Origin of the sequence: Nonomuraea sp. NBC_00507 (genome assembly GCF_036013525.1) — a bacterium.
In the GTDB taxonomy this organism is placed as follows: domain Bacteria; phylum Actinomycetota; class Actinomycetes; order Streptosporangiales; family Streptosporangiaceae; genus Nonomuraea.
Genome location: NZ_CP107853.1, coordinates 990,624 through 1,016,530 on the forward strand (window position 1 = coordinate 990,624; position 25,907 = coordinate 1,016,530).

28 protein-coding genes and 1 pseudogene are annotated in these 25,907 nt (G+C 69.8%); 15 read left to right on the top strand and 14 right to left on the bottom strand.

What is annotated here, in order from left to right; translation table 11 throughout:
• The 3 genes and pseudogenes from OHA25_RS05185 to OHA25_RS05195 all read left to right on the top strand — a co-directional run.
• Positions 1-585 (top strand): DinB family protein, encoded by a 585-nt coding sequence (locus OHA25_RS05185; protein WP_327586462.1) that lies wholly within the window; start codon positions 1-3, stop codon positions 583-585.
• A gap of 1 nt (position 586) precedes the next feature.
• Positions 587-1,024: a VOC family protein gene (locus tag OHA25_RS05190; protein ID WP_327586463.1), complete on the top strand. Its 438-nt coding sequence runs from the start codon at positions 587-589 to the stop codon at positions 1,022-1,024.
• A 109-nt stretch (positions 1,025-1,133) separates the two neighbouring features.
• Positions 1,134-1,817: pseudogene (locus tag OHA25_RS05195) on the top strand (DUF817 domain-containing protein); the annotation flags it as partial.
• Positions 1,818-1,931: 114 nt separating this feature from the next.
• Here the strand turns inward: OHA25_RS05195 and OHA25_RS05200 are convergent.
• The 4 genes from OHA25_RS05200 to OHA25_RS05215 are packed head-to-tail and all read right to left on the bottom strand — an operon-like array spanning position 1,932 to position 5,439.
• The gene (locus OHA25_RS05200) at positions 1,932-2,567 is read right to left on the bottom strand and encodes a response regulator (RefSeq protein WP_305914247.1); all 636 of its coding nucleotides are present in this window, start codon (positions 2,565-2,567) and stop codon (positions 1,932-1,934) included.
• Entirely contained in the window at positions 2,560-3,792 is a 1,233-nt protein-coding gene (locus tag OHA25_RS05205; RefSeq protein ID WP_327586464.1) for a sensor histidine kinase, read from the bottom strand. The genes OHA25_RS05200 and OHA25_RS05205 overlap by 8 nt, the downstream gene beginning before the upstream one ends.
• 12 nt (positions 3,793-3,804) lie before the next feature.
• On the bottom strand, positions 3,805-4,509 hold the full coding sequence (locus OHA25_RS05210; RefSeq protein ID WP_327586465.1) for an ABC transporter permease: 705 nt from the start codon (positions 4,507-4,509) through the stop codon (positions 3,805-3,807).
• A gap of 12 nt (positions 4,510-4,521) precedes the next feature.
• Complete coding sequence (locus OHA25_RS05215; protein ID WP_327586466.1) at positions 4,522-5,439, bottom strand: ABC transporter ATP-binding protein; 918 nt, start codon at positions 5,437-5,439, stop codon at positions 4,522-4,524.
• 222 nt (positions 5,440-5,661) lie between these two features.
• On the opposite strand from OHA25_RS05215, the gene OHA25_RS05220 reads away from it, so the two are divergent.
• Positions 5,662-7,347: a PQQ-dependent sugar dehydrogenase gene (locus tag OHA25_RS05220; protein ID WP_327586467.1), complete on the top strand. Its 1,686-nt coding sequence runs from the start codon at positions 5,662-5,664 to the stop codon at positions 7,345-7,347.
• A gap of 57 nt (positions 7,348-7,404) precedes the next feature.
• On the opposite strand, the gene OHA25_RS05225 is transcribed toward OHA25_RS05220, so the two are convergent.
• Positions 7,405-8,040 carry a hemerythrin domain-containing protein gene (locus OHA25_RS05225; protein ID WP_327586468.1) on the bottom strand — a complete coding sequence of 212 codons (636 nt, stop codon included), beginning with the start codon at positions 8,038-8,040 and terminating at the stop codon, positions 7,405-7,407.
• Between the two features lie 88 nt (positions 8,041-8,128).
• A complete protein-coding gene (locus tag OHA25_RS05230) occupies positions 8,129-8,482 on the bottom strand; it encodes a winged helix-turn-helix transcriptional regulator (RefSeq protein ID WP_327586469.1) in 354 nt (117 codons plus the stop codon).
• Positions 8,483-8,601: 119 nt separating this feature from the next.
• On the opposite strand from OHA25_RS05230, the gene OHA25_RS05235 reads away from it, so the two are divergent.
• Positions 8,602-9,477 (top strand): NAD(P)-dependent oxidoreductase, encoded by an 876-nt coding sequence (locus tag OHA25_RS05235; protein WP_327586470.1) that lies wholly within the window; start codon positions 8,602-8,604, stop codon positions 9,475-9,477.
• Positions 9,478-9,489: 12 nt separating this feature from the next.
• Here the strand turns inward: OHA25_RS05235 and OHA25_RS05240 are convergent, their stop codons facing one another.
• Together OHA25_RS05240 and OHA25_RS05245 are read right to left on the bottom strand one after the other, a co-directional pair.
• Positions 9,490-9,933 (bottom strand): GNAT family N-acetyltransferase, encoded by a 444-nt coding sequence (locus OHA25_RS05240; protein WP_327586471.1) that lies wholly within the window; start codon positions 9,931-9,933, stop codon positions 9,490-9,492.
• Between the two features lie 9 nt (positions 9,934-9,942).
• On the bottom strand, positions 9,943-11,040 hold the full coding sequence (locus tag OHA25_RS05245; protein WP_327586472.1) for an ROK family transcriptional regulator: 1,098 nt from the start codon (positions 11,038-11,040) through the stop codon (positions 9,943-9,945).
• 90 nt (positions 11,041-11,130) lie between these two features.
• Between OHA25_RS05245 and xylA the strand changes: the two genes are divergently transcribed.
• Genes xylA through OHA25_RS05280 form a run of 7 tightly spaced genes read left to right on the top strand, consistent with a single transcriptional unit; the run spans position 11,131 to position 18,093 of the window.
• Positions 11,131-12,282 carry a xylose isomerase gene (gene xylA / locus OHA25_RS05250; protein ID WP_327586473.1) on the top strand — a complete coding sequence of 384 codons (1,152 nt, stop codon included), beginning with the start codon at positions 11,131-11,133 and terminating at the stop codon, positions 12,280-12,282.
• Positions 12,279-13,022, top strand: a complete 744-nt coding sequence (locus OHA25_RS05255; protein ID WP_327586474.1) for a sugar phosphate isomerase/epimerase family protein — start codon at positions 12,279-12,281, stop codon at positions 13,020-13,022. The genes xylA and OHA25_RS05255 overlap by 4 nt, the downstream gene beginning before the upstream one ends.
• Complete coding sequence (locus OHA25_RS05260) at positions 13,019-14,122, top strand: Gfo/Idh/MocA family protein (protein WP_327586475.1); 1,104 nt, start codon at positions 13,019-13,021, stop codon at positions 14,120-14,122. Before OHA25_RS05255 ends, OHA25_RS05260 begins: the two co-directional genes overlap by 4 nt.
• 50 nt (positions 14,123-14,172) lie before the next feature.
• Positions 14,173-15,774 carry a lysine--tRNA ligase gene (gene lysS, locus OHA25_RS05265; RefSeq protein WP_327586476.1) on the top strand — a complete coding sequence of 534 codons (1,602 nt, stop codon included), beginning with the start codon at positions 14,173-14,175 and terminating at the stop codon, positions 15,772-15,774.
• Positions 15,771-16,313, top strand: coding sequence for an AAA family ATPase (locus OHA25_RS05270; RefSeq protein ID WP_327586477.1), 543 nt, complete (start codon positions 15,771-15,773; stop codon positions 16,311-16,313). Before lysS ends, OHA25_RS05270 begins: the two co-directional genes overlap by 4 nt.
• Before the next feature lie 60 nt (positions 16,314-16,373).
• Entirely contained in the window at positions 16,374-17,102 is a 729-nt protein-coding gene (locus OHA25_RS05275) for a glycosyltransferase family 2 protein (protein ID WP_327586478.1), read from the top strand.
• Positions 17,103-17,121: 19 nt separating this feature from the next.
• A complete protein-coding gene (locus OHA25_RS05280) occupies positions 17,122-18,093 on the top strand; it encodes a ketopantoate reductase family protein (protein ID WP_327586479.1) in 972 nt (323 codons plus the stop codon).
• Here the strand turns inward: OHA25_RS05280 and OHA25_RS05285 are convergent.
• Entirely contained in the window at positions 18,059-18,586 is a 528-nt protein-coding gene (locus OHA25_RS05285; RefSeq protein WP_327586480.1) for a DUF6886 family protein, read from the bottom strand. The genes OHA25_RS05280 and OHA25_RS05285 overlap by 35 nt on opposite strands.
• Positions 18,587-18,660: 74 nt before the next feature.
• Between OHA25_RS05285 and OHA25_RS05290 the strand changes: the two genes are divergently transcribed.
• The gene (locus OHA25_RS05290; protein ID WP_327586481.1) at positions 18,661-19,011 is read left to right on the top strand and encodes a hypothetical protein; all 351 of its coding nucleotides are present in this window, start codon (positions 18,661-18,663) and stop codon (positions 19,009-19,011) included.
• Here the strand turns inward: OHA25_RS05290 and OHA25_RS05295 are convergent, their stop codons facing one another.
• Complete coding sequence (locus OHA25_RS05295) at positions 19,012-19,431, bottom strand: hypothetical protein (protein ID WP_327586482.1); 420 nt, start codon at positions 19,429-19,431, stop codon at positions 19,012-19,014.
• A gap of 62 nt (positions 19,432-19,493) precedes the next feature.
• Here OHA25_RS05295 and OHA25_RS05300 point away from each other — a divergent pair, with 62 nt between their 5' ends.
• Positions 19,494-21,395 carry a sensor histidine kinase gene (locus OHA25_RS05300; protein ID WP_327586483.1) on the top strand — a complete coding sequence of 634 codons (1,902 nt, stop codon included), beginning with the start codon at positions 19,494-19,496 and terminating at the stop codon, positions 21,393-21,395.
• Here OHA25_RS05300 and OHA25_RS05305 read toward each other — a convergent pair.
• Genes OHA25_RS05305 through OHA25_RS05315 form a run of 3 tightly spaced genes read right to left on the bottom strand, consistent with a single transcriptional unit; the run spans position 21,360 to position 22,767 of the window.
• On the bottom strand, positions 21,360-21,833 hold the full coding sequence (locus tag OHA25_RS05305; protein WP_327586484.1) for an NUDIX hydrolase: 474 nt from the start codon (positions 21,831-21,833) through the stop codon (positions 21,360-21,362). The two genes, OHA25_RS05300 and OHA25_RS05305, sit on opposite strands and share 36 nt — an antisense overlap.
• A gap of 28 nt (positions 21,834-21,861) precedes the next feature.
• Positions 21,862-22,605, bottom strand: a complete 744-nt coding sequence (locus OHA25_RS05310) for an MBL fold metallo-hydrolase (RefSeq protein WP_327586485.1) — start codon at positions 22,603-22,605, stop codon at positions 21,862-21,864.
• Positions 22,606-22,614: 9 nt separating this feature from the next.
• Positions 22,615-22,767 carry a hypothetical protein gene (locus tag OHA25_RS05315; protein ID WP_327586486.1) on the bottom strand — a complete coding sequence of 51 codons (153 nt, stop codon included), beginning with the start codon at positions 22,765-22,767 and terminating at the stop codon, positions 22,615-22,617.
• Positions 22,768-23,161: 394 nt separating this feature from the next.
• Here OHA25_RS05315 and rho point away from each other — a divergent pair, with 394 nt between their 5' ends.
• On the top strand, positions 23,162-24,271 hold the full coding sequence (rho, locus tag OHA25_RS05320; protein ID WP_327586487.1) for a transcription termination factor Rho: 1,110 nt from the start codon (positions 23,162-23,164) through the stop codon (positions 24,269-24,271).
• A gap of 40 nt (positions 24,272-24,311) precedes the next feature.
• On the opposite strand, the gene OHA25_RS05325 is transcribed toward rho, so the two are convergent.
• On the bottom strand, positions 24,312-25,847 hold the full coding sequence (locus OHA25_RS05325) for a hypothetical protein (protein ID WP_327586488.1): 1,536 nt from the start codon (positions 25,845-25,847) through the stop codon (positions 24,312-24,314).
• Positions 25,848-25,907 lie beyond the last annotated feature (60 nt).

Genomic DNA, 25,907 nt, shown 5'->3' on the forward strand with positions numbered 1-25,907 from the left:
ATGACCGAACAGACCTGGAATCCCCTGCTCCGAGAGCAGATCGACTGGCATTGGACCGAGCAGCTGCGCGGTCGCCTCGACGGGCTCACCGACGACGAGTACTTCTGGGAGCCCGCGCCCGGCTGCTGGAGCGTGCGCCCGCGCGGCACCGGCACCGCACCGGTGCAGGGCGGGTCCGGCGCGATGACCATCGACTTCGCGATGCCGATGCCCGATCCGCCACCGTTCACGACGATCGCCTGGCGACTCGGGCACGTGATCGTCGGCGTGCTCGGGATGCGCAACGCCGCGCACTTCGGTCGCGCGGCCACCGACTACCAGTCGTTCGAGTACGCCGCGACCGCGGACACGGCGCTGACCCAGCTCGACGCCGAGTACGCCACGTGGCTGGCCGGGGTCGAGTCCCTCGGCGAAACCGGCCTCGCCCGCCCGTGCGGGGAGGCGGAGGGACCGTACGCCGAGCGTCCTCTGGCAGCCCTGGTGCTGCACATCAACCGCGAGCTGATCCACCATCTGGCCGAGGTGTGCCTGCTCCGCGACCTCTACCTGCACACCCACCAGCAGATCCGACAGGAGGCGAGCTGAGATGGCCCGCGACGTACAGATCACCTTCGACTGCGCCGACCCGGCCGGGTTGTCGGCATTCTGGGCCGAAGCCCTCGGCTACCGGCTGCAGGACCCGCCCCCCGGCTTCACGTCGTGGGAGCAGGCCCTGGAGGCGATGGGCGTGCCGCCCGAGCGCCGCAACGACGCCTCGGCGGTGGTCGACCCCAAGGGCTCCGGGCCGCGACTGTTCTTTCAACGGGTGCCGGAGGGCAAGCAGGCCAAGAACCGCGTGCACCTCGATGTGCGGGCCGCTCCCGGGCTCGAGGGCGACGCGCGGATGGCGGCCCTGGAGGCAGAGGCCGAACGGCTCGTCTCCCACGGCGCCACCCGGCTCCAGCGCTACGAGCCCGCTCCCCCTCTCGGCGCCGGTCACATCATGATGGCCGACCCCGAGGGCAACGAGTTCTGCCTCGACTGATCAGTCGCGCGGCGGGTGAGCGATTTCTTCACTTAACCTCCCCAAAATGCGGTAAACATCGGCGCCGTTCGGGCGGTCGGATAAGGGCGTGAGGTTCTTCGTCGCCCAGATGTTCCGCTTCGCGTGGGCCGAGGCGAAGTCGTGCGCGTTCGCGGTCGCCCTGTTCGCGGGGCTCGCCGCTTCGTCTGTCCTGCCGCTGCCGATCCCGCGCTATGACGCGCTGCTGGTCTATGCCGTGGCAGTGGCCGTGATCTTCCGTGCGCTGCGGTGGGAGAGCAGTCAGGAGACGGCCGTCATCGCCGCGTTCCATGTGGTCGGGCTGGCCTTTGAGATGATCAAGGTACGGCTCGGCTCGTGGAGCTATCCCGAGGATGCCTATACCAAGGTGGGCGGGGTGCCGCTGTACAGCGGGTTCCTCTACGCCGCCGTGGGCAGCTACGTCTGCTCGGCCTGGCGGATCTTCTCGTTGCGCCTGGTGGCCTACCGAACGGTGCCGGTGACCCTGGTGGCGCTGGCGATCTACGTCAACTTCGTCAGTCAGCACTGGTGGATCGACCTGCGGATCCCGCTGGCCCTCGCGCTCGTCCTGGTCACGTGGGGGACGGTGGTGCACTTCACCGTGGGCGAGCACCGATACCAGATGCCGCTGGCGCTGTCGTTCACGCTCATCGGGTTCTTCTTGTGGGTGGCCGAGAACATCGCGACCTACCTCGGCGCCTGGCAGTACCCGTACCAGCGGGAGACCTGGCAGCTGGTCCACCCCGCCAAGTTCGGGGCCTGGGCGCTGCTGGTCAGCGTCACGTTCGTGATGGTTGCCTCCTGGCAGGCGAGCCAGGGACGGCTGCACCTGCCGACGGCCTCCCGGGACTGCTACGGCGGCTGGGCGCTGCCGCTGCGCCGCGTCCCTCTACTCCAAGGGAAGCAGCCCGCGTTGGAAGGCGACGGCGACGGCGGCCGCGCGGTCGTTGACGCCGAGCTTGGCGTAAATGTGCAGCACGTGGGTCTTGACCGTGGCCTCGCTGATGAACAGGCGGGCGGCCGCCTCGCGGTTGGTGGTGCCCTGGGCGATCAGCTTCAGGATCTCCAGCTCCCGGGTGCTCAGCGGGTCGACCGGAGTGCGTACCTGACCGAGCAGGCGGGTGGCGACTGATGGGGCGAGTGCGGCCTCGCCGCGCGCCGCCGCGGCCACGGCCCGCACGAGCTCGTCGCGAAGGGCGTCCTTGAGGAGGTAGCCCGTGGCGCCGGCCTCGATCGCGGGCAGCACGTCGCTGTCGGTGTCGTACGTGGTCAAGACGAGCACGCGGGCCTTGAGGCCCAGCCTGGCCAGCTCCCTGATGGCCGTCACCCCGTCCATCCTGGGCATACGCAGGTCCATGAGGATGACATCGGGGTCCAGTGCCCGGGCGAGCTCGACTGCTTGGGCGCCGTCGCCGGCCTCGGCCAGCACCTCGAAGCCGGGATCGCCGGTGAACATGCCGCGCAGGCCGTCACGGACGATGGGGTGATCGTCGGCGATCAGCAGCCGGATGGGGGCCTCAGACACTCCGGGTCTCCTCGAACGTCTCCTTGAAGGGCTCCTTGAGTATGGCCGGGACCGCAGCGGAGATCGCGGTGCCCGCGCCCGGCTCGGACTCCACCTCGAAGCGGCCGGCCAGGCGGGTGACCCGGTTACGCATCGACGCCAGGCCGAAGCCGCCCCCGTCCACGGCGCGGGCCGGGTCGAAGCCGGCGCCGTCGTCGCGTACGTCCAGGGTGATCACGTCCTCCATGTACGACAGTGTGACCCCCACCCGGGACGCCCTGGCGTGCTTGGCGATGTTGGCGAGGGCCTCCTGTGCGATGCGGAGCAGGGTGGCCTCCACCTCCGGATGCAGCGCGCGGACCGTGCCGATCGTGGTCGCTTCCGCGCGTACACCGTTCAACTCCGACCACCCGGCGGTGATCTCCGCGAGGGCGTCGGGCAGCGGCGTCGTCTCCAGCTTCCCGGGCCCTACGGCATGTACGGATCTGCGGGCCTCGGCGAGGCTCTCGCGGGCCAGCCGGGTCGCGTTGTCGAGGTGCCGCCGCCATGCGGAGGGATCGGCCTCGGCACGCACGGCAGCCTGGAGCTGGGTGATGATGCCGGTCAGGCCCTGGGCGAGAGTGTCGTGGATCTCCCCCGCCATGCGCTGGCGCTCGTCCAGCACACCCGCCTCGCGGGCCTGGACGAGGAGCTGAGCGTGCAGGCCGGCGTTCTCCCGCATCGTCTCCTCCAGCCGCGCCACCATGCTCTTGCGCTCGGCGCTGCGCTCGGCCGTGACCTCGCCGACGAAGCTGAACAGGCTGACCACGGCCACGATCGCGGCGGTGAAGAGCACGTGGGTGAGGATTCCGGCCGGGGTGGGTTCAGGCAGCCCGCCGTTGTAAGCCGTGATGCTGATGGCCGCCGTGGCCGCCACCCCGGCGAACCGCCATTTCCCCTTCAGCAGCTGCCAGGAGTGGAGGTAGCCGGTGAAGGAGAAGAAGCCGGCGAACCAGATCCCCCGTGTGCACAGAACCGCGATCAGGATGACCAGGCCGGCGACGTAGATCGCCGGCCGGCGGGCCGCCATCAGCCGGATCCAGGCCGCGGCGAGCGCGGCCAGGCCGAGCGTGACCAGATGGTCCATCCACGCGCGGTCGTCGGTGAGCCAGGACAGCACCGTGGAGATCGCCAGCAGCAGGTACGGAACGCCGCCCATGAGCCGCTCGAGGAGCCGCTCCCACCGGTCCAGGCGCGTGTCCGTCACCGTCGGCACCCTTCACTCCCAGCGGAAGAACTTGGCTGCGGCGAGGCTGACGAGCACCGCGTACGCGGCCATGACACCCAGCAGCAGGGGATCAGGCGACACACCCGCCCAGACGTCCTGAAGAGTCTGCCGAAAAGCGCCCAAGGGAGTGAATTCACCGATACGGGCCAGGATAACGGGCATCTTCTCGGCGGGCTGAATCAGTCCGGCGAGGTACGCCATCGGGAAGTACAGCATCACCCCCACCCCGTTGGCTGTGCGCCCGTTCGCCGCGACGGCGGCGATCAGCAGGCCGATCGAGAACATCGCGGCCGTGCCCAGCAGGAAGACAACGGCGAGCGGCATCACCTGGGAGGGCACATGCGCGCTCAAGACGGTCCCCGCGACGCCGAGCAGCAGGGCGCAGGCGGTCAAGGCGAGGACGAACTGGAGGATGAGCTGAACCCCCAGCATGCTCCCCGGGCGGACCGGAGTGGTGGACAGGCGCCGCAGGATGCCCCGCTCCCGGTACGTGGCCAGGGTCGTCGGCAACTGGTACAGGCCCACGAGGCCCACGGCGATCGCCAGCGTCATCGGCAGGAGCACCGTGTCGCCCGGCGAGATCGAGCTGCCGAAGACGACCAGGATGAACAGGGGGATGAGGATCGTGAAGATCGAGCCGGGCTCGCGTGCCAGCAGCTTGAGCTCGACGGTGGTGAGCTTGGCGATGACGGTCATGTCGGGATCTCCTCAGAGGTGGAACGAGCGGCCGGTCAGGGCGAGGAAGGCGTCGTCGAGCGTGCGCTTGTCGATGCGCAGGTCGGCGACGGGGATGAGGTCGCGGGCCAGGGCCGAGGTGACGGCGGTGGCGAAGTCGCCCCGGCCGGTGACGGTCACCTGGTCGCCGTCGCGGGTCACGCTCGACACGCCGGGCAGGCCACTCAGCAGGGCGGCCGGATCGCTGCGGTCCCCGGCCATCAGCGTGAACCGCATCTGGTGCTCGGCGTCGATCCCGTCGATCAGCTCCTCCGGCGTCCCGGTGGCCACGATGCGGCCCCGGTCGAAGACCGCGACGCGGTCGCAGAGCTCCTCCACCTCGTCCATGAAGTGGCTGACCAGGACCACGGTCACGCCGGACGCCCGGACCTTCTTGATCAGCTCCCACGTGGCCCGGCGGGCCTGCGGGTCGAGCCCGGTGGTGAGCTCGTCGAGGAACGCCACCCGCGGGTTGCCCACCAGCGCGAGTGCGATGAACAGCCGCTGCTTCTGGCCGCCGGACAACTTGCCGAAGCGGGCGTTCCGCTTGTCGGCCAGGCCCCACTCCTCCAGCAGCTCGCGCCAGTCGCGCGGCTTGGCGTAGAAGGAGGCGTACAGGTCGAGCGCCTCCCAGACCTTGATGTTCTCCGGCAGTTGGGTGTGCTGCAGCTGCACCCCGATGCGCTCGCGCAGCTCGCGGCCGTCCCTGACCGGGTCGAGGCCGAGCACCCGGATCGAACCGCCGTCGGCGCGTCGCAAGCCCTCCACACACTCGACGGTGGTGGTCTTGCCGGTGCCGTTGGGGCCGAGAAGGCCGAAGATCTCGCCTTCTTCGACGGAGAACGAGATGCCGTTCAGTACGGTGTGGTCCGCGTACCTCTTGGTGAGGTCGGTGACGTCGATGACTGCCATGGATCAATCATGATTTTCCAGGTCACGGCGGGGATCGCCCGGTGGGCCGGGATTCGCGGTGGATGTGGTGGATCCGAAAATCCACCGAATGGTGGATGGCGTGAAAGTTTCAGGCGTCGCCGCAGATCACCGGACCGCGCCCGGCACGATGATTGAGCCCGGGCCGTCCGCATGCCTACGGTGCTGACATCCGCACACGGCGAAACGGTCAGGAGTCCCGTCATGCGCGCCCGTGTCGTTCCGGTCATGGTCTTGGCGCTGCTCGCGCTGTTCATCAACGTTCCCGAGGCACGCGCCCAGGTGGTGGGCGGTTTCGACTTCTCCCGGGCGGAGGTCTCCGTCACGGGCCTGCAGGTTCCTTGGGCGCTGGCGTTCCTGCCGGACGGCAGCGCGCTGGTCTCCGAGCGCAACACCGGGCGCATCCTCCAGGTACGCCCCGGCCAGACGCCCACCACGGTGGCCACGATCAGCGGGGTGAGCGCCTCGGGTGAGAGCGGCCTGCTCGGCATCGCCGTGTCGCCTTCCTACGCCCAGGACGGCTGGGTGTACGCGTACTTCACCAGCACCAGCGGTGACAACCGCCTGGTCAGGCTCCAGCTGAGCGCCCCGCAGACCCAGACGGTGATCTTCTCCGGAGTCCCGCGCGCCGCCATCCACGACGGCGGCCGCATCGCCTTCGGCCCGGACGGCATGCTGTACGTGGCGACCGGCGACGCGGGCAACACCGCCAACGCCCAAAACCTCAACAGCCCGGCAGGAAAGATCCTGCGCATGACGCCCACCGGCGGAATACCGTCGGGCAACCCGTTCTCCGGCTCCCGCGTCTGGAGCTACGGCCACCGCAACGTGCAGGGCCTGGCCTGGGACTCCCAAGGCAGGATGTACGCCACCGAGTTCGGCCAGAACACCTGGGACGAGATCAACCAGATCGTCGCGGGCGGCAACTACGGCTGGCCCACGTGCGAGGGCGCCTGCGGCAACACGTCCTTCCGCAACCCGATCCTTACGTGGACGACCGCGGAGGCGTCACCGAGCGGGCTGGCGTACGCCAACAACACGCTCTTCGCGGCGGCGCTGCAGGGCCGGCGGCTGTGGACGGTGCCGCTGACCAGTAGCGGCGGCGCGGGCACACCGCTGGCAGAGCTCCAGTCCACCTACGGTCGGCTGCGCGCGGTCGCGGTCGGCGGGGACGGCTGGCTCTGGGTGGCGACCAGCAACCGCGACGGCCGCGGCACTCCGGTGGCCCAGGACGACCGCATCATCCGCATCCCGCCGGCCACGAGCGGAACCGACACCACCGCGCCGACCGCGCCGGGCAACCTGGCCGCGTCAGGGACGACCGGCACGAGCACCGCCCTGTCGTGGACCGCCTCGACCGACAACGTCGGCGTGACCGGCTACGACATCCTGCGTGCGCCAGGTTCGTCCGGCGGCGCCTTCTCCCAGGCAGGCACCTCGGCGACCACGTCGTTCACCGACACCGGGCTGACCGCCAACACCACCTACCGCTACCAGGTCCGCGCCCGCGACGCGGCCGGCAACCTCTCCCCCGTGTCCAACACGATCACGGTCACCACCTCGGGGGGCACCACCACAGGCGGATGCACGGCGACGCCGGCCACCCAATCCCAGTGGGGCACCGGCTACGTGATCCAGCCCGTCACGGTCGCCAACACCGGCACGTCCACGATCAACGGCTGGACGGTGACGTTCACGCTGCCTGCCGGCCACACCATCACGGGATCGTGGAACGCCACGCTCACCGTCAACGGGCAGACCGTCACGGCCAGGAACGCCGGGCACAACAGCACGCTCGCGGCGAGCCAGAGCACCACGTTCGGCTTCCAGGCCACTCGTCCCAACGGGAACACGCAACTGCCCACCGGCTACCAGTGCGCGAGCCCGTGACAGCGGCCCGCCCGCGTGCCGCTGTCACGCGGGCGAGCTGGACGACGCCGGTGGGCGTCACACCGCGCCGAAGATCAGCTTCTGGCGGCGCCGGTGCCCGCGGTTCAGCAGCGCGAGCAGGAGCGCCAGCACCGGCCCCGCCACCCTTCGGAGCTCGGCCAGCTCGTCGGGGCGCGCGTACTGGCCGATCCGCGGCAGCTCGAAGCCGAGGTCGCCGTCCTTGCTCACGGCGTTCTCGACCGTGTTCCAGTCCGGCCCGGACACGTATTTGGCGATGATCGGGAAGAGCAGGCGTTCCTCCTGCTCGATGTGCTCGTCCAGCAGGTCGGCGAGGGTGCCGAGGGCCACGGCCATCCGCTTGGCGGCCACCGGGTCCTTGCCGAGCCGGGTGGCGAACCAGCTGATCTCCTCCAGCAGCCGCTCCAGCTGGGCGTGGTCGTCGCTCAGCTCGCTCAGGTCCACCTCGGCGCCGGCGGAACGCACGATGACCGGCCACAACACGGCGTCCTCGGCCTGGTGGTGATGGTGGATGCCGTCGCACAGCTTGGTGGCGAACGTGGCGATCGCGGTGAGCCTGGCCGCGTCGGCCGGCTCGTCGCCGGTCGCGAGCCGGTCCATCAACCTGGCCAGACGGCGGGCGTCGTGGCGCATGGCGCGGTGGGCGAGACGGATTCCGAGCAGGTTGGGCGCCATCGTGATGCTCCTCCTCTTGGGTAGGGCACCAGCGTGCGCCGCCGCTCTGGCTCTTCTCTTGGTACCGGCTTGGTATGTGCTGGGACTCCTAGTGAGCCACCCTGTCCGCGCCGATCCGCCGCATGCGTTCGGCGCCCCATTCTCCCAAGGGGGCAAGGGCGGCGTTGAGCGAGACGCCCTGCTCTGTCAGGGAATACTCCACCTTCGGCGGCACCTCGCGATAGACCTCACGATGGACGAGCCCGTCTTCTTCCATCTCCCGCAGATGCTGAATCAGCATCTTCTCGCTGACGCCCGGCAGGCCGCGCCGGAGCTCGGCGAAGCGACGGGTCCCGTAGTTGTGCAGCTCCCAGAGGATCAGCGACTTCCACTTGCCGGCGACCACGTCCATCGCCGCGTCGATGCCGCAGAAGTAGGGACCACTCCGTGCTGATGTCGCCATCCGCCCTCCAAGATGCACTTACCAGAAGGTGAGTACCTGACTAAATAGTCCGTACTGGTCAACTCTACCGGTAGCGGAGAGGATCTAGCCGAACGACGAATCACGAGGGGAATCCGTACATGACGACCAACGACAGCGTCCAGGTGAGTGTTCTCGGGCTGGGCGCGATGGGCGGCGCTCTCGCGGGCGCCTTGGTGAAGGCCGGATACGCGACAACGGTCTGGAACCGTTCGGCGGGGAAGGCGGATGATCTCGTCGCGCAGGGCGCGAAGGCCGCCGCCACGGCCGGCGACGCGGTTCGGGCCAGTCGGCTGGTGATCGCATGCCTGCTGGACCACGCGTCGGTCCACGAGGTGCTTGATCCGCTCTCCGATGACCTGGCCGGACGAACCTTGATCAACGTCACCACGACGTCGCCGGCTCAGTCACGGGAATTGGCCGCCTGGGCCGCCGCTGCCGGCGTCGCGTATCTGGACGGCGGCATCATGGCGGTCCCACACATGATCGGCCAGGCTGGGTCATCGATCCTCTACAGCGGGTCGGCCGATGTCTTCCAGCAGTACAAGCCGCTGCTCGACCTGTGGGGAACCAGCACCTATTTCGGGGAGGACGCCGGGCTGGCGTCCCTGTACGACCTGGCGCTCCTTGCGGGCATGTACGTCATGTTCGCCGGATTCATGCACGGCGCCGCCATGGTGGCGCCGGCCGGAGTGACGGCGGGCGAGTTCGCCGGCATGGCCGCACCTTGGCTGACCGCCATGACCGGCGGGTTCCAAGGGTTCGCCGCGGTCATCGACGGCGGGGACTACACCGTCGAAGGGCTGCAGAGCCTCGAGTTCTCCGATCTCGGCCACATCCTGGCCGCCAGCTCCGACCAGGGCATCAGCACCGAGGTGGTCGCCATGGTCCAGCGGCTCATCCAACGCCAGATCGACGCGGGCCACGGCAGGGAGGGCTTCGCCCGGATCTTCGAGAGCATCAAGCAACCGGTCTGATTGGGCCTGGCGTCACGCTCGAGCCAGCGCCTTCTGGTAGCAGCGGGTCAGGGGCGCGTCCACGTACTTGCCGTAGGGCTCGGTGAGCGTGTACGCGCACCGCTCGTAGAGCGCGATGGCCTCGGGTTGCCGCACGCCGGTGGCCAGGCGCAGCCGCCGGTAACCCAGCTCGCGGGCCAGGTCCTCCAGCGCCGACAGCAGTGACGTGGCGATGCCCCGGCCGCGATGGCCGGGAACCACGTACATCCGCTTGAGCTCCCCGGTGACGGCGTCCACGGGCTGGACGGCGCCGCAGGCGACGGCCTGGCCGGCCACGGACGCCACGAGATATCTGGCCCCTTCCTTGACCTGCGAACGCCCGTCGGGCCCGTAACGGGCGACCAGCTCCGCGAACGCCGCGTCCAGCAACGTGGCCAGCTCGCCGTCGTCGGCGGTGCGCTCCTCGATCACCAGCATGGCGACATGTTAGAGGCCGAGGACCTCGGCGGGGTCGGCGAGGACCCGCTGGATGACCAGCCCGGCCGCGCCCAGCACCGCCGCGTCCGCGCCGATCCCCGAGACGACGAGGGGCGGCGGCGTGCCGCGCATGTGACCGAGCCGGGTCCCGAGCCCGTCCGCCACCGGACCTTCCAGCCAGGGGAACAGCGGGGCGAAGATCCCGCCGAGCACGATCCTGCCGGGGTCGAGCAGGTGCACCGCAGAGGTGAGCGCCACACCGAGGGCGTGCCCGGCGTGCTCGCACGACTCCAGCGCGCGCCGATCACCCGACTCCAGGCGGGCCACCAGCGCGGCCACCGAGTCCAGGGGGCCGAGCAGAGCGTCCTGTCCCGCGTACACCTCCAGGCAGCCGCGCCCGCCGCACCGGCACGCGGGCCCGTCGGGCACGACGACGACGTGGCCCAGCTCGCCGGCCTGCCCGAACGTGCCGCGGAACACCGTGTCGCCGACGACGAGCCCCGCTCCGATGCCGATCTCGCCGGAGACGTACAGGAAGTCCGTGGCCCGCGAGCCGAACCACAGCTCGCCCAGCGCCGCCAGGTTGGCCTCGTTGTCGATGGTGAGGTCGTCCACCCGCACGTCGCGCCAGCCCAGGTGTGGGGCGTGACGCAGCACCCCGCCTTCCACGGTCCCCGGCACGGCCAGGGCGGCGCCGATGACCCGCAACCCGGCCGACTCGGCCTCGACGGTGGTCTCCTTCACCAGGTCGCGCAGCCGCTCCAGGATCTCCGCCGGGTTCGAGTTGCGGTTGTCGGCCGGCTGGGTGCGGCGCAGCCGTACGGTGCGGGTGAGGTCGACGACGCAGGCGGCCAGGTAGTCGATGTTGATCTCCAGCCCGAGCGTGGCCACCCGATGGCCGCTCAGGCTCACCGCCACGCCGGGGCGACCGCGCTCGCCGCCGCGCACCGCGCCGCTCTCGGTCACCACCCCCGCCTCCAGCAGGTCCGCGACCAGGCTCGACACGGTGGTCTTGGTCAATCCGGTCATCTCAGCGAGCGCGGCCCGGGTGTGAGGTCCTGTTCCGTGGATGGCGCCGAGTACTACGGCCAAGTTACGGGCACGCATGGAATCATGCCGGACACCTCTTGACGACACCCCATCCACCTCCTCAGGATTATGTACAGATTATGGACTAATATCAGGGAGCGCACGCAAATGACCGCATTCACCCCGACCCCGGACGACCGCTTCTCCTTCGGCCTGTGGACCGTGGGCTGGCAGGCGCGCGACCCGTTCGGCGACGCCTCCCGCCCCGCGCTCGACCCGGTGGAGACCGTGCACCGCCTGGCCGAGCTGGGCGCCTACGGCGTCAGCTTCCACGACGACGACCTGCTCGCCGTCGAGCCCGACCGGGACAAGGCCATCGCCGCCTTCAGGAAGGCCCTGGACGAGACCGGCATGAAGGTCCCGGCGGCCACCACGAACCTGTTCACCCACCCGGTGTTCAAGGACGGCGCCTTCACCAGCAACGACCGCGACGTGCGCCGCTACGCCCTGCGCAAGGTCATGCGCAACCTCGACCTGGCCGCCTCGCTCGGCGCGAAGACGTACGTGTGCTGGGGCGGGCGCGAGGGCGCCGAGTCCGACGCCGCCAAGGACGTCAAGGCCGCCATGGACCGCTACAAGGAGGGCCTGGACCTCATCTGCCAGTACGTCATCGACAAGGGCTACGACATCCGCTTCGCCATCGAGCCCAAGCCGAACGAGCCCCGCGGCGACATCCTCCTGCCCACGATCGGCCACGCCCTGGCCCTGATCAACGAGCTGGAGCACCCCGAGATGGTGGGCGTGAACCCCGAGGTCGGCCACGAGCAGATGGCCGGGCTCAACTTCGTGCACGGCATCGCCCAGGCCCTGTGGCGCGGCAAGCTCTTCCACATCGACCTCAATGGCCAGCACGGCCCGAAGTACGACCAGGACCTGATCTTCGGGCACGGCGATCTGAAGAGCGCGTTCTTCCTGGTGGACCTGCTGGAGTCGCACGGCTACGACGGCCCGCTGGTCTTCGACTACAAGCCGCTGCGTACCGATGACCCCGAGGACGTGTGGGTCTCGGCCGCGGCGAACATGCGCACCTACCTGATCCTCAAGGACAAGGCCGCCAAGTTCCGCCAGGACCCCGAGGTCCAGGAGGCCATCCGCGCCTCGCGCGTGGACGAGCTGGCCCAGCCCACGCTGGCGGCGGGTGAGACCTGGCAGGACCTGGCCAAGGACGACTTCGACGTCGAGGCGGCGGCCCTGCGCGGCTTCCACTTCACCCGGCTCAACCAGCTCGCGCTCGAGCACCTCATGGGGGTCCGCGGATGAGCAAACCGGTCAGCGTCCAGCTGTACACGGTCAGGGAGGCGATGGCCGCCGACCGCGATGCCGTCTTACGGCGCATCGCGGAGCTCGGCTACCAGGCGGTGGAGCCTTACGACCCGACGGCCGACCCCAAGGGCTTCCGCCAGATGGCCGACGACCTGGGGCTGAGCGTGTCGAGCACGCACGCCTACGCGCTGCTCAGCCAGGAGCCCGCGAAGGTCTTCGACGCCATCGCCACGGTCGGCACCGACCTGGTGATCCTCCCCGGCGGCATCGCCGAGGAGGAGTTCACCACCCGCGACGGCCTCCAGCGCACCGCCGACCTGCTGAACGGCCTGGCCGAGCAGGCGGCGGGGCACGGCATGCGAATGGGCTACCACAACCACTGGTGGGAGATCGAGCCGCAGGTCGAGGGCCGGCACGCCATCGAGGTGCTGGCCGACCTGCTCGCCCCCGAGGTCTTCCTGGAGATCGACACCTACTGGGCGGCCGTGGGCGGCGCCGACGTGCCCGCCCTGCTCGGCCGCCTGGCCGAGCGCACGCTGGCGCTGCACGTCAAGGACGGGCCGGTGGTCAAGGGCGAGCCGCACGTCGCGGTGGGCCAGGGCGTCATGCCCGTGCCCGGCATCCTGGCCGCCGCGCCCGCTGCCTGGCGCATCGTCGAGCTCGACGAGTGCGCGACCGACATCTTCGCCGCTCTCGCGGACAGTCACGCCTATCTCACCTCCTTGGAGGGCTCTTGAGTCATGGCCCCGTCGGCGTCGCCCTGGTCGGCGCCGGAAACATCAGTGGCCAGTACCTCCGCAACCTCACCGCCTTCCCCGACGTGCGCGTGCTCGGCGTCGGGGACCTCGACGCCGAGCGTGCCGCCGAGGTCGCGCGGGAGTACGACGTCCCCGTGTCGGGCCACCTCGGGACGGTGCTCGCCGTGCCCGAGGTCGAGATCGTCGTCAACCTCACCATCCCGTCCGCGCACGCGGCCGTCGCGCTGGAGTCGCTGCGCGCGGGCAAGCACGTGTACGGCGAGAAGCCCTTCGCCATGAACACCGACGACGGAACGAAGATCATGACCGAGGCCGCCAACCTCGGCCTGCGGGTCGGTGGCGCCCCCGACACCTTCCTCGGCGCCGGGCTCCAGTCCACGGTGCACGCCCTGCGCTCGGGCGTCATCGGCGAGCCGGTCGCCGTCACGGCGGCCACGCAGAGCCTCGGCCCGGAGTCCTGGCATCCCAACCCCGAGTTCTTCTACCAGCCCGGCGGCGGGCCGCTGTTCGACCTCGGCCCCTACTACCTGACCGCCCTGGTGTCCCTGCTCGGCCCCGTCGCCCGGGTGGCGGCGGACAGCCGCAGGGCCCGTGACCAGCGGGTTGTCGGCTCGGGGCCGAAGGCAGGGAAGATCTTCCCGGTGGACGTGCCGACCCACGTCAACGCCCTGCTCGACTTCCCGGGCACGGCCACGGCGGCGGCCACGTTCAGCTTCGACTCGGCCGTCAACCGCAGGATGATCGAGATCATCGGCACCGAGGGCGCGCTGTCGCTCCCCGACCCGAACACCTTCGAGGGGCCGCTGCTGGCCCGCGGCCTGCACGACACCGACTGGCGGGAACTGCCCCTGTCCGGCACCACGGCCGGGCGCGGCATCGGCGTCCTGGACATGGCCAGGTCGATCCGCGCGGGCACGGCGCATCGGGCGTCCGGTGAGCTGGCGTACCACGTGCTGGAGCTCATGGTCGCCATCGCCGATTCCGGCGAACGATCGGAGTTCCGCCCGATCGCCTCGAGCCTGACCGCGCCGGAGCCGCTTCCCGCCGCGTGGGACCCGTACGCGCGCACGCTGCCCTGAGCTTCGCGAATACGTTGGCCTGAGCCACCGGGAACCGCGAGAATGGCCCGATGGCTACGAGTGGCGAGACCGACTGGGTGTCCAGGTTCGCGGACCAGGTGATCTCCGAAGCGGAGAAACGCGCGCCTGGCACCCCCATCGTCTGCGCCTCCGGCCTGAGCCCGTCCGGGCCAGTCCACCTGGGCAACCTGCGCGAGATCATGACGCCCCACCTCGTCGCCGACGAGATCAGGCGGCGTGGGGTCGCGTGCACGCACCTGCTGTCCTGGGATGACTACGACCGGTTCCGCAGGGTGCCCGCGGGCATCGACCCGTCGTGGGCCGAGCACATCGGCAAGCCGCTGACGTCGGTGCCCGCCCCGCCGGGCAGCGCACACGCCAACTGGGCCGAGCACTTCAAGGCACCCATGATCGAGGCCATGGCCGAGCTGGGCGTGCAGTGCCGGACGATCAGCCAGACCGAGCAATACACCTCGGGCGCCTACCGGGAGCAGATCCTGCTGGCGGTGCGCGAGCGGGCAGCGATCGACGCCGTGTTGTCGCGGCACCGGTCGAAGCAGGTGGAGGACTACTTCCCCTACAAGCCCTACTGCGACCTGTGCGGGCGCGACCTCACGACCGTCACGGCCTACGACGATGCGACCACCGAGCTGGCCTACACCTGCGAGTGCGGCTTCGGCGAGACCGTGCGGCTGGCCGAGCACGACCGCGGCAAGCTGGTGTGGAAGGTCGACTGGCCGATGCGGTGGGCGTACGAGGGCGTGATCTTCGAGCCGTCCGGCGTCGACCACCACTCTCCGGGCTCGGCGTGGATCGTCGGCGGCCGGATCGTGTCCGAGGTGTTCGGCGGGCAGCAGCCGATCGGCCCCATGTACGCGTTCGTCGGCATCACCGGCATGGCCAAGATGAGCAGCTCCAAGGGAGACGTGCCGACCGCGGCCGACGCCCTGGAGATCATGGAGGCGCCGGTGCTGCGCTGGCTGTACGCCCGCCGCAAGCCGGCCCAGTCCTTCAAGATCGCCTTCGACCAGGAGATCCACCGGCTCTACGACGAGTGGGACGCCCTGGGCCGCAAGGTGGCCGCGGGCCAGGCCCAGCCCGCCGAGCTGGCCGCCTACGACCGCGCGGTGCACACGGCCGAGGGCCCGCTGCCCGTCACCCCGCGCCCCGTCCCCTACCGGACTCTGGCCTCCATCGTGGATATCACGACCGGCCACAGCGAGCAGACCCTGCGCATCCTGCGCGACCTCGACGGGATCGGCGACCTCGACGCCGCCCGCCCCCGCCTGGACCGGGCACAGCGCTGGGTCGACGCCCACCTGCCCGCCGACCAGCGCACCCGGGTGCGGGAGTCGCCGGACGAGGAGCTGCTCGACTCGCTCGGCGCGAGCGAGCGGGAGTCGCTGCGGCTTCTGGCCGACGGCCTCGACGACTGGTCACTCGACGGGCTGACCACGCTCGTGTACGGGGTGCCGAAGCTCCAGGCGGGCCTGCCCGCCGACGCCGACCCCACCCCTGAGCTCAAGGCCGCACAACGGGCCTTCTTCGCCCTGCTCTACAAGCTGCTCGTCGGCCGCGACACCGGCCCACGGCTTCCCACACTCCTGCTCGCCGTGGGCGCCGACCGGGTCAGGAAACTCGTGGGCGCGTGAACGGCGCGGTCCTCATCACCGGCGTCTCGGCCGCAGGCAAGTCCACCGTGGCGCAGGCCCTGGCCGAGCGCCTGCCTCGCGCGGCCCACGTCCGCGGCGACACCTTCCGCCGCATGGTGGTCTCCGGCCGCGCCGAGATGACGCCCGAGCCGATCGACGAGGCGGTCCGCCAACTCCACCTCCGTTACCGGATCGCGGCGACCACGGCCGACCTGTACGCCGAAGCCGGGTTCACACCGATCGTCCAGGACGTCATCCTCGGAACGGACCTGGAGCGCTTCACGAAGCTCATCCGCACCCGCCCGTTGCACGTGATCGTGCTCGCTCCGGACCCGGCCGCGGTGGAGGCTCGGGAGCGGGCCAGGGCCAAGGACGGCTACGGCGGCGGCTGGACGGTGACCCTGCTCGACCAGGTGCTCCACCGCGAGACCCCGCGCATCGGCCTGTGGCTGGACACCTCGCGACAGAGCCCGGAGGAGACGGTGGAGGAGATCCTTTCAAGGATCGGCGAAGCGAGAGTCGACGACGATCTTCCTTAGACAGGACCAATGCAAGGCAGAGTCAAGTCGCCTGCATGTGTGCAGGAGGACCTTGTTTCCATGAACAAGCAGCATTCCGCCGCCAGCGTCAGTGTCATCGTTCCCGCGATGAACGAGGCCGAGAACCTTCCCCACGTCTTCGCCACGCTGCCCGACTGGATCGACGAGGTGATCCTGGTCGACGGCAACTCGACCGACGACACCATCGCCGTGGCGCGGAGGCTGCGCCCGGACCTGCGGGTCGTCGTGCAGACCCGGCGCGGCAAGGGCAACGCGCTCATCGAAGGCTTCCAGGCCGCCAAGGGCGACATCATCGTGATGATCGACGCTGACGGCTCCACGGACGGCCGTGAGATCCGCTCCTTCGTCGACACCTTGCTCACCGGCGCCGACTTCGCCAAGGGCTCCAGATACGCGCCCGGCGGCGGCTCCGACGACCTCAGCCCGTGGCGCTCGCTCGGCAACAAGGTCCTCACCGGGCTGACCAACCTGCTCTACGGCACCCGCTACACCGACCTCTGTTACGGCTACAACGCCTTCTGGGCGCGCCACCTGGACGCCCTTGACCTCGATTGCGACGGTTTCGAAATCGAGACGCTGATGAACGTCCGCGCCGCCCAGGCCGGGCTCGTCATCCGCGAGGTCCCCAGCCACGAGCGCTCCCGCATCCACGGCACCAGCAACCTGAACGCCGTCCGCGACGGCTGGCGCGTCCTCAAGACGATCATGCGGGAACGTGGGCGCGGCACCGCCGTGACGACGCAGACCCAAGTAGCGCTCGCGAAATGAGGAATGACATCCTCTGACAATGCGCTACATAGTGATCGGAGCAGGAGCCGTTGGTGGAACCATTGGTGCCCGCCTGTACCAAGGCGGGCACAACGTTCTGCTCATCGCGAGAGGCGCCCACTACGAAGCGCTGAAGCGGGACGGCCTGCGCCTGATCACCCCTGAGACCACCGAGACCCTCGACATCCCCGCCGCCGACGGCCCCGTGCCGGCCCGCGACGACGACGTGCTGATCCTGGCCACCAAGTCCCAGGACACGATCGCCGCGCTGGCCGACTGGCCGACGGACCTGCCCGTGGTGTGCGCCCAGAACGGCGTCGCCAACGAGCGCATGGTCCTGCGGCGGTTTTCGCGCGTTTACGGCATGTGCGTCTGGCTGCCCGCCCAGCACCTGGAGCCCGGCGTGGTGGCCGCCCACGGCTACCCGTACTCGGGCATGCTGCACGTCGGGCGCTATCCACAAGGTGTGGACGACCTCGCCCCGCGCATCGCCACCGACCTCGCCAAGCGGGGCCTCGTGGCCCGCGCGCTCCCCGATGTGATGCGCTGGAAGCACGGCAAACTCCTCGGCAACCTCGCCAACGCCGTGGAAGCCCTCGTCGGCCATGCCGACGGCATGGCGGCGGTCGTGGACCGGGCCCGGGCCGAGGCCATGGACGTGCTGGACAAGGCCGGCATCGCGTACTCCACCCCTGAGGACGAACGCCAGATGCGTGGCCACCAGGTGGACATGCGCCCCATCGAGGGCGTCGACCGCGGCGGCGGCTCATCGTGGCAGAGCCTGGCCAGGGCCAGCGGCTCCATCGAGGCCGACTACCTCAACGGCGAGATCGTCCTGCTCGGCCGCCTGCACGGCGTGCCCACGCCGGTCAACGAGGTGCTGCGGCGCGAGGCGAACCGGCATGCCCGCGAGAAGCTCCCGCCCGCCTCGATGCCGCTGGAGACGCTGGTCGCGCTCATCGACGAGCGTTGCGCAGCCGAATCCCGCTGAACTCCAGCGTGCTCTCGATCACCTCGTGCCAGAACGCCCACAGGTTGGGCAGCACCCGCAACTGAATCCCCGCCTCTTCGTGCAGCTCGAACAGGTCACCCACGCGCTCGGGCGGACCGAGCGGCTCGACCGGCACCTTCGCGACCACCGCACTCGGCGGGTCGCCGATGGGCGCGAAGTCGTCGGCCGGCAGGCGGTAGGCGTACAGCTTGACATCCCTGAGGGCGTCGAGCCAGCCGTATTCGATGGCGTGCACACGCTCACCGCAGCCAGGGCCGATGATGCGGACCTTGTCCTCCTCTGTGGTGCGCGGCCCCACCCACGCCATCGCCCGCGGGCAGGCGCGCGGGAACCAGTAGTCGGGGCAACGGTCATGGTCGACCGCCCACACGTACGCCTCGCTCAGCGCGCTCGTGGGCGCCACGTGCGGGACGAACCGCTCGATCGTCGGGTCCTCGGAGAAGTGGAGCACCTGTCCGGGCTCGGGTCTCATGAACGTCATCATCGCGCATACCCCGACGCCATCGGGGAAGGAGAACCGCGCTCTGACGACAAGGGGTGAGTTGGATGATTCTTTTGGGTCTTCTCCTGGTCCTGCTCGCCGGCGGCGCCGTGGCCCTGGTCCTCACTGAGGAGAGCTCGAGGTACATCCTGTTCGGATACACCTTTGAGCTCAACCACCTGGAGATGTTCCTGGCGGGCGCGGTCACCATGGCCGTCCTGGCGCTGGGTCTCTGGATGCTGGGCTCGGGTTCGCGCCGGACGGCCAGGCACCGCCGCAAGCTGCGCAGTGCCAGGGCCGAGGCCTCCGACCAAGTGGCCCGGTTGGAGGACGAGAAACGCGATCTGGAGCGGCGGCTGGAACGCGAGCACAGGGCCGGCGACCGCCTCGTGGCCGGCGGCTCCGACAATCCGTGATCAGGCCGCCTGGCGCGAGGGCATCAGCTTGCCCTCGCGCCAGAGCGCGAACCCCGTGACCGCCGCCCCCAGCCCCTCCCACAACCCGACGCCGAAGAACCCGGACGGCGCCGTCCCGGTCACCACAAGCGCGGTGAAGACGGTGAACGTCACGAGCCTGAACGGCACGGTCCAGCGGAAGAACGGCGTGTAATCCGCCGACGCCGCGAACACGTAGTAGACGCCCATGTTCACCGCCGCCATCGACGATGCCGCCATGAAAACCGCCGTATAGTCGCCGGCCGGCCGTTCGTCGAGCACCTCGAAACCCAGCATGGACAGCTGCGTGCCGGGCGAGACCAGCCCGAGCAGCCCCAGGGCGAAGGCCAGGAATCCGAAGACCGCGATGGTCCAGCCGGAGAAAGAACGCGGAAGACGCACAGAAATCCTTCCAAAGGGGGGTGTAATCTGCGAGGCGATCTCATCATGCACCCGGAGGTCGCATGCCCCCCAAGCGTGGCCGTCCCATTGCTGTGAAGCTCCTCATCCTGCTGCTCGTCCCGCTGCTGTCCCTCGTCGGGCTGTGGGCGTTCGCGGCGGGCCTGACCGGCGCGGACGGTGTCCGCCTGCTCGCGATCAACGATTTGGTCACGAACCTGGCCACGCCGTCGGAGCAGGTCAACATCGCGCTGCAGGAGGAGCGGCTGGCCTCCGTGGAGGTCCTGGTCAGCGGGCGGGGCGCGGACGCCCTCGCCAAGCGGCGCGGCCAGACCGACCAGGCCGTGGCGACGTTCCGCCGCCTGGTCAAGAACGTCCGCGACCTGTCGCCCGAGATGATCGCGCAGCTCAACACCCTGAACGGCAAGCTCGACCAGCTCGCTCAGGTCCGCAAGGACGTGGACGGCGCGAGCGTCGCGCCGCTCGACGTCATCGACGGCTACAGCCAGATCGTGGACGCGTCCTTCCGCATGTACGACGCCATGGTGCTGGTGCCCGAGATGACGCTCTACCGGCAGGCCAAGGCCATCACCATGCTGGGCGAGGCCAAGGACCTGCTGTCCAGGGAACGGGCGATGATCGCCGTGGTGCTGGCCAAGGGCCAGGTGGAGCCCCGGGATCGGGAGGCGTTCACGGGGATGGCCGCGACCAGGCGGCTGCTGTTCGCGCAGGCGCTCTCGCACCTGGACGCCGATCTGCGGGGGCCGTACGAGACGTTGTCCACCTCGCCCGTCTACCAGGAGTTCCTGAAGGCCGAGGACGCCATCAGGGGGCAGGCGGCCACGAACGGCCTGCCCGCGACGGCCGCCACCTGGCCCGTGGACGGCGAGAACCTGTGGCGGGCCGTCGAGCGCAACCAGGCCGCGGCCGTGACTGGCATCACGCAGCGGGTCACCCCGACGGCCATCGGCATGCTGGTCAAGATCGGCGTGGCGGGCGGCGTGGGCCTCGTCGCCGTCATCGCCTCGATCATGCTCTCGCTGCGCTTCCGCAAGCGCCTGGTGCGCGAGCTGGCCGGGCTCCGCGACGCCGCCACCGAGCTGGCCGAGGTACGGCTGCCCGGGCTGGTCAGGCGGCTGCGGACGAACACGGCCACGCCCACGCCGGCCGAGATCGCGCCGCTGGAGGTCAGGACGCACAGCGCCGAGGTGGACGACATCGTCGAGGCCTTCAACCAGGTGCAGTCCACGGCCGTCGAGGCCGCGGTGGACCAGGCCAGGCTGCGGCACGGCGTCAGCCAGGTCTTCGTCAACCTGGCCAGGCGCAACCAGTCGCTGCTGCACCGGCAGCTGCTCCAGCTCGACAGCATGGAACGAGCGACCGAGCAGCCGGAGCTCCTGGCGGACCTGTTCAAGCTGGACCACCTCACGACCCGCATGCGCCGGCACGCCGAGAGCCTGATCATCCTGTCCGGCCAGACCCCGGGCCGCGGCTGGCGCAATCCGGTGCCGATCCACGACGTGCTGCGCGCCGCGGTGGCCGAGGTGGAGGAGTACGAGCGGGTCGAGGTGCTCCAGACGCCGCCGGTCGCGCTGCTGGGCTCGGCGGTCACAGACGTGGCCCACCTGGTGGCCGAGCTGGTCGAGAACGCCACGCTGTTCTCGCCGCCCCAGACCAGGGTGGACGTGCGGAGCATGGCGACCCCGAACGGCCTGGTGGTCGAGGTCGAGGACCGAGGGCTCGGCCTGCCCCGCATCGAGCTCGACGAGCTCAACGACCGGCTGACGACGACGCCGGAGTTCGACCTGGCGCAGAGCGACCGGCTCGGCTTGTTCGTGGTCAGCAGGCTGGCGGCCCGGCACGACATCAAGGTCACCCTGTCGCCCTCGCCGTACGGCGGCCTGACCGCGATGGTGGCCCTGCCCGCCTCGCTACTGGCCGACCAGCCCGTCCTGAGCAGGCGATAGGTAGCGCATCTCGCCGGACTCCCGGGCGGCAGCCGCGGCCAGCAGCCGCTGGTAGACGTGGCTCGGCAGCAGCCGCTCGGCCTCCTCGACCGTGAAGAACCCGTAGTCGTCCAGCTCCTCGGCCTGCAGGGTGATGGGCGTGTCAGAGGCGATCTCGCCGCAGTCGAACAGGAAGTTGACCAGCGGATAGGGGATGTACGACAGCTCACCCCAGTGCACGGTCAGCAGCCTGCCGACCTCCACCTCCAGCCCGACCTCCTCGGCCACTTCCCTGGCGCACGCCTGCGCGGGATGCTCCCCGGCGTCGACGATGCCGCCGGGGAAGTTCCAGTGCTCGCGGTAGTTCGGGTCGACCAGCAGGACCCGCCCTTTCTCGTCAGTGATGTACGCCGCCGCCCCTGCGATCACCCGGTTGACCGTCGCCCAGAAATCGTTCACACCAGCACTATGGCAGACCCGGACGTGCTCAAAGACGCAGGAAAGGCTCGCTGAAGTGGGCGGTGGCGAGAATCGCCCGCTCGGCCCTGAGCGCGTCGAGCACCTCGGCGCGGGTGCGTGCGGCCGCCTCCTGGTCGTCGTCGTAGAGGTAACGCACGCCGGGGTCGTCGAGCTGCACGGGATGGACAACGAGGTCGCCGGTCATGGCAACGTCGCCGACCCGGACGATCTGATGGCCGGGCGTGTGCCCCGCCGCGAGGTGCACGTGAACGCCGGGGGCGACCTCGGCCCGGCCCTCCACCACGTGCAGTTGGCCCTTGATCGGAGCGAGCAGCCGGTCGAGCACGGGCCCCGCCGCGGCGTCCAGCTCGGCCTGCTGGAGCACATGGCGCGCGTTCTCGAACGCCGGCCTGCCGTCGTCGGTCACCACGCCGCTGGCGTGGTCGCTGTGCAGGTGGGTGAGGACGACGGTGTCGATGTCAGCGGGCGCGACGCCGGCTGCGGCCAGCTCGCCGGCCAGCGTTCCCGGAACCGGCGCCCAACTGGACGCCGGCGAGCTGGCTCCGCCGATGCCGGTGTCGACCAGGGTGAGGCGGCCTGCCGCCGAACGCAGCAGATAGCAGTGGAAGTGCAGGACCCACGGCTCGTCCCGGAGCCCCGAATCGGGGAACATCTCGGCGAGCGGGCGGCGGATCGCCGACCCCATCGGACCCACGGCGTCGCAGAGTGGTGTCACCTCGACGCCGGACACGGTTATCGGTTGATGCGGCACGCGCCAAGACTAGGCGGCGACAGGCTCGGCGTGGAGATGCGGAACGTACTCGTTCTCGAGGTCGGCGGCGTAGACGGCGCGGCGGCAGTTCGCGCACCGGTACATGATCGGGCCCTCGTCGAGCTCGTGGTGGCACCGCGGGCAGTGGTTGACGGTCATCATGGTGCTCCCCCAAGGAGGTTCTGTTGGTCCTATGGAACCCTCACCGAGTTGCAGGGGTCCTGCATGTCACTTGACACGATGACGCTGCGCTGATGGGGGCTCTGTGTCCTTCGATACACCGGCCGCGGTAATTTTCCTCGGAGTACGGTGTCGAGAAGAAGATTGTCACGCGGCGTGTCCCGTGCGTGTGCGCGAAGACCCGAGAATCGCCCGGGAATAGCCCAAGAGGGCTAGGCGTTTGGTAGGTCAGATCGTGTGGTATGTTCCAACCAGCGTTGAGCTACAGCTCCGCTGATCTTCGATCTCAGCCTCGCCCCGCGTTACGGGGCCCGGCTTCCTTTCATCACTCGCCGGCCTTCACGGGTCCGGCGCATTCCCCCAAAGGGGTTTCACCATGTCTGTGCACACCATTCCTGAACAGCGTGCGGACGTGCCCGTGCGGCAGGTGAGCGGCCTCCTGGACATACGCGAAAAATCCGCGTTCATCCGGGCCGAGCACCTGCCGGGACCGGGTGACGTGCGCGTGCTTCCCGAGAAAATCAAGCAGTTCGACCTGCGGCAGGGCGACCACGTCGTCGCCTCCTTCGCAGGCAACAAGCTCGCCCGCGTCGAGTCGGTCAACGGCGACACGCAGTGGCGCAGGCGGCCCACGTTCGCTGACCTGACGCCCGTACACCCGACCGAACGGCTCACCATCGAGACCGAGTCGCTCAGCACGCGCGTCATCGACTTGTTCGCACCCATCGGCAAGGGACAGCGCGGCCTCATCGTCGCGCCGCCCAAGGCCGGCAAGACCATGGTCCTGCAGGCGCTGGCCGCCGGGATCACCCGCAACCATCCCGAGGTGCACCTCATGGTCGTGCTCGTGGGCGAGCGGCCCGAGGAGGTCACCGAGATGCGGGCCACCATCGCGGGCGAGGTCTACTCCTCGACCTTCGACCACCCCGACCACGACCACACCACCGTCGCCGAGCTGGCCATCGAGCGGGCCAAGCGGCTCGTCGAGTCCGGACGGGACGTGGTGGTGCTGCTCGACTCGCTCACCCGGCTGGGGCGGGCGTACAACAACCTGGCGCCCGGCGGCGGGCGCGTGCTCACCGGCGGCATCGACGCCCGCGCGCTCTACCCGCCCAAACGCTTCTTCGGCGCCGCACGCAACGTCGAGGGCGGCGGCTCCCTCACCATCCTCGCCACCGCGCTCGTCGACACGGGGTCGCGGATGGACAACAACCTGTACGAGGAGTTCAAGGGGACGGGCAACATGGAGCTGCACCTCACCCGAGAGCTGGCCGAGCGGCGGCTGTTCCCGGCCGTGGACCTGGAGAGCTCGGGGACGCGGCGGGAGGAGATCCTGCTGCACGCGGAGGAGCGGAAGGTGGTCTGGCGCTTGCGGCGGATGCTCACCGGGCTCGAGAAGCAGCAAGGACTCCAGGTCCTCGTCGACAAGCTCCGCGCCACGTCGTCCAACGCCGCCTTCCTCCTCGAAGCCGCAACCGCCGCCTGACCCGCCTCCCATCCCCCACGGGCGCCACCGCGCCATACCTCTAGGGGAGCGGAGCCTGACGTGAAGTTTTCTCGCGGTGTACGGCTATCGCCGCCCCGAGGGCGAGGGCCGCGTACCCGAAGGTCACGGTCAAACCCGCCCATGGCGGGAGCGGGTAATAGCCCCCGAGCAGTGACTGGTCCACGTCCACATGCGCGAACGTGGGGATGCTCTGCGTGATCGCGAACCCGGCGGCAGGAGTGATCATCAGCAGCCATGGCGCCAGCCCCGCGCTCGCCAGCAGGTGAGGCACGACGACCAGCGCGATGGCCAGCCCGATGGCGACGATCCCCCGCTTGACCAGCGCGGCGAGGCCCAGAGCCAGCACGGCGGCGACCGCGGTCAGCGCCGCGTAGCCGACGATTACCCGGAGCTCGGTACCCAAGGTGATCGGCTGAATCGGGTTCTGATTGGCGCGCAACATCGCCAGGCCGACGGGGACCACGACCCCCGAGGTCACCAGCCCCGCCACGAACGCGACCGCGCCGACCACCAGGGCCTTGGCCGCCAGCTGCCGCGCGGGATGCGACTCGGCCGGCAGACCGGTCCCGATCAGCCCCCGCCGGTGTTCCGCGGTGAAGAACAAGACCGCGGCCACGAGCACCGGGATCAGCCCCACCGCCCCGCCGATCAGCATGAGGTCAGCGCGCAGACCGCCCTCCACCGTGGCGGGCCCGATGTCACCAACCCCGGTCACGATGAGCTTGTCACCGGACTCGACCACCCCGCCCGGGTGATGCGGGGTCTTGCCGTCGGACTCCATGACGACGCCGACGTCGTCACGCCGCCACGAACCGTTCGCGCCCTCCAGCGTGATCTGGTCGAAAGTGGCGGTGGCCTGGGCGAAGGCTTTCGCCATGTCCCACAAGGCGCCTGGTGAGGTGGCGAACAGCCCGATCTCGACCGTCTCCGGCAGCCCGGACAACTTGACCGTGGCGACCTCGGTCCACGTCTTGCCGTCGTCGGACTCGTAGCCGGTGACGGTGTCGCCCGACCTGGTCAGCCGCAGCCACTGCGGGCCATTGTGAGGACCGCCGGCCACGTCGTGGATGTAGTTGTGCTGCATCCGCACGCCGTGATCTCCGGTGAGCATGACGGCGGCGTACGGTGTGCCCTGCTTGAGGCTCTGCCTGAGGAGGAGCCCGGCCTTCGCCCACGGCACCACTCCCTCCTTGACGTTGCGCGCTCCGGGCACGACGTCCGGCACCCGCATCTGCCCGGTCATGTCCGACACACGGGCGGTGATGCTGCCGTCCCCCGTGAGCGGCTGGTGCACGAAGTAGTACTTGTCCCTCACCGCCGTACCATCGGGACCCACCAAAGGCGCGGGGCAGGGGCCCTCCCCCTTCCCGGTCACGCAGGCGCTGCGGGCACCCCCGGCGATCAGCAGTCCGAGCGACACGGTGACCACCACGGAAGCCATGAGGAGCACCCAGCCCAGACCGGAGCGGAACCTGGTCCACTCCGCGCGCAGCAACTGAGGGAAACGATCCCGCCCAGCCCGCGGACTGGATCGGTGAGGCGTGAATGAACTCATGCCGACGGTTGTACGCGGTACCCGGTTCCAGCCCGGTCGCAGCGGCTGCGACCGGGCTGG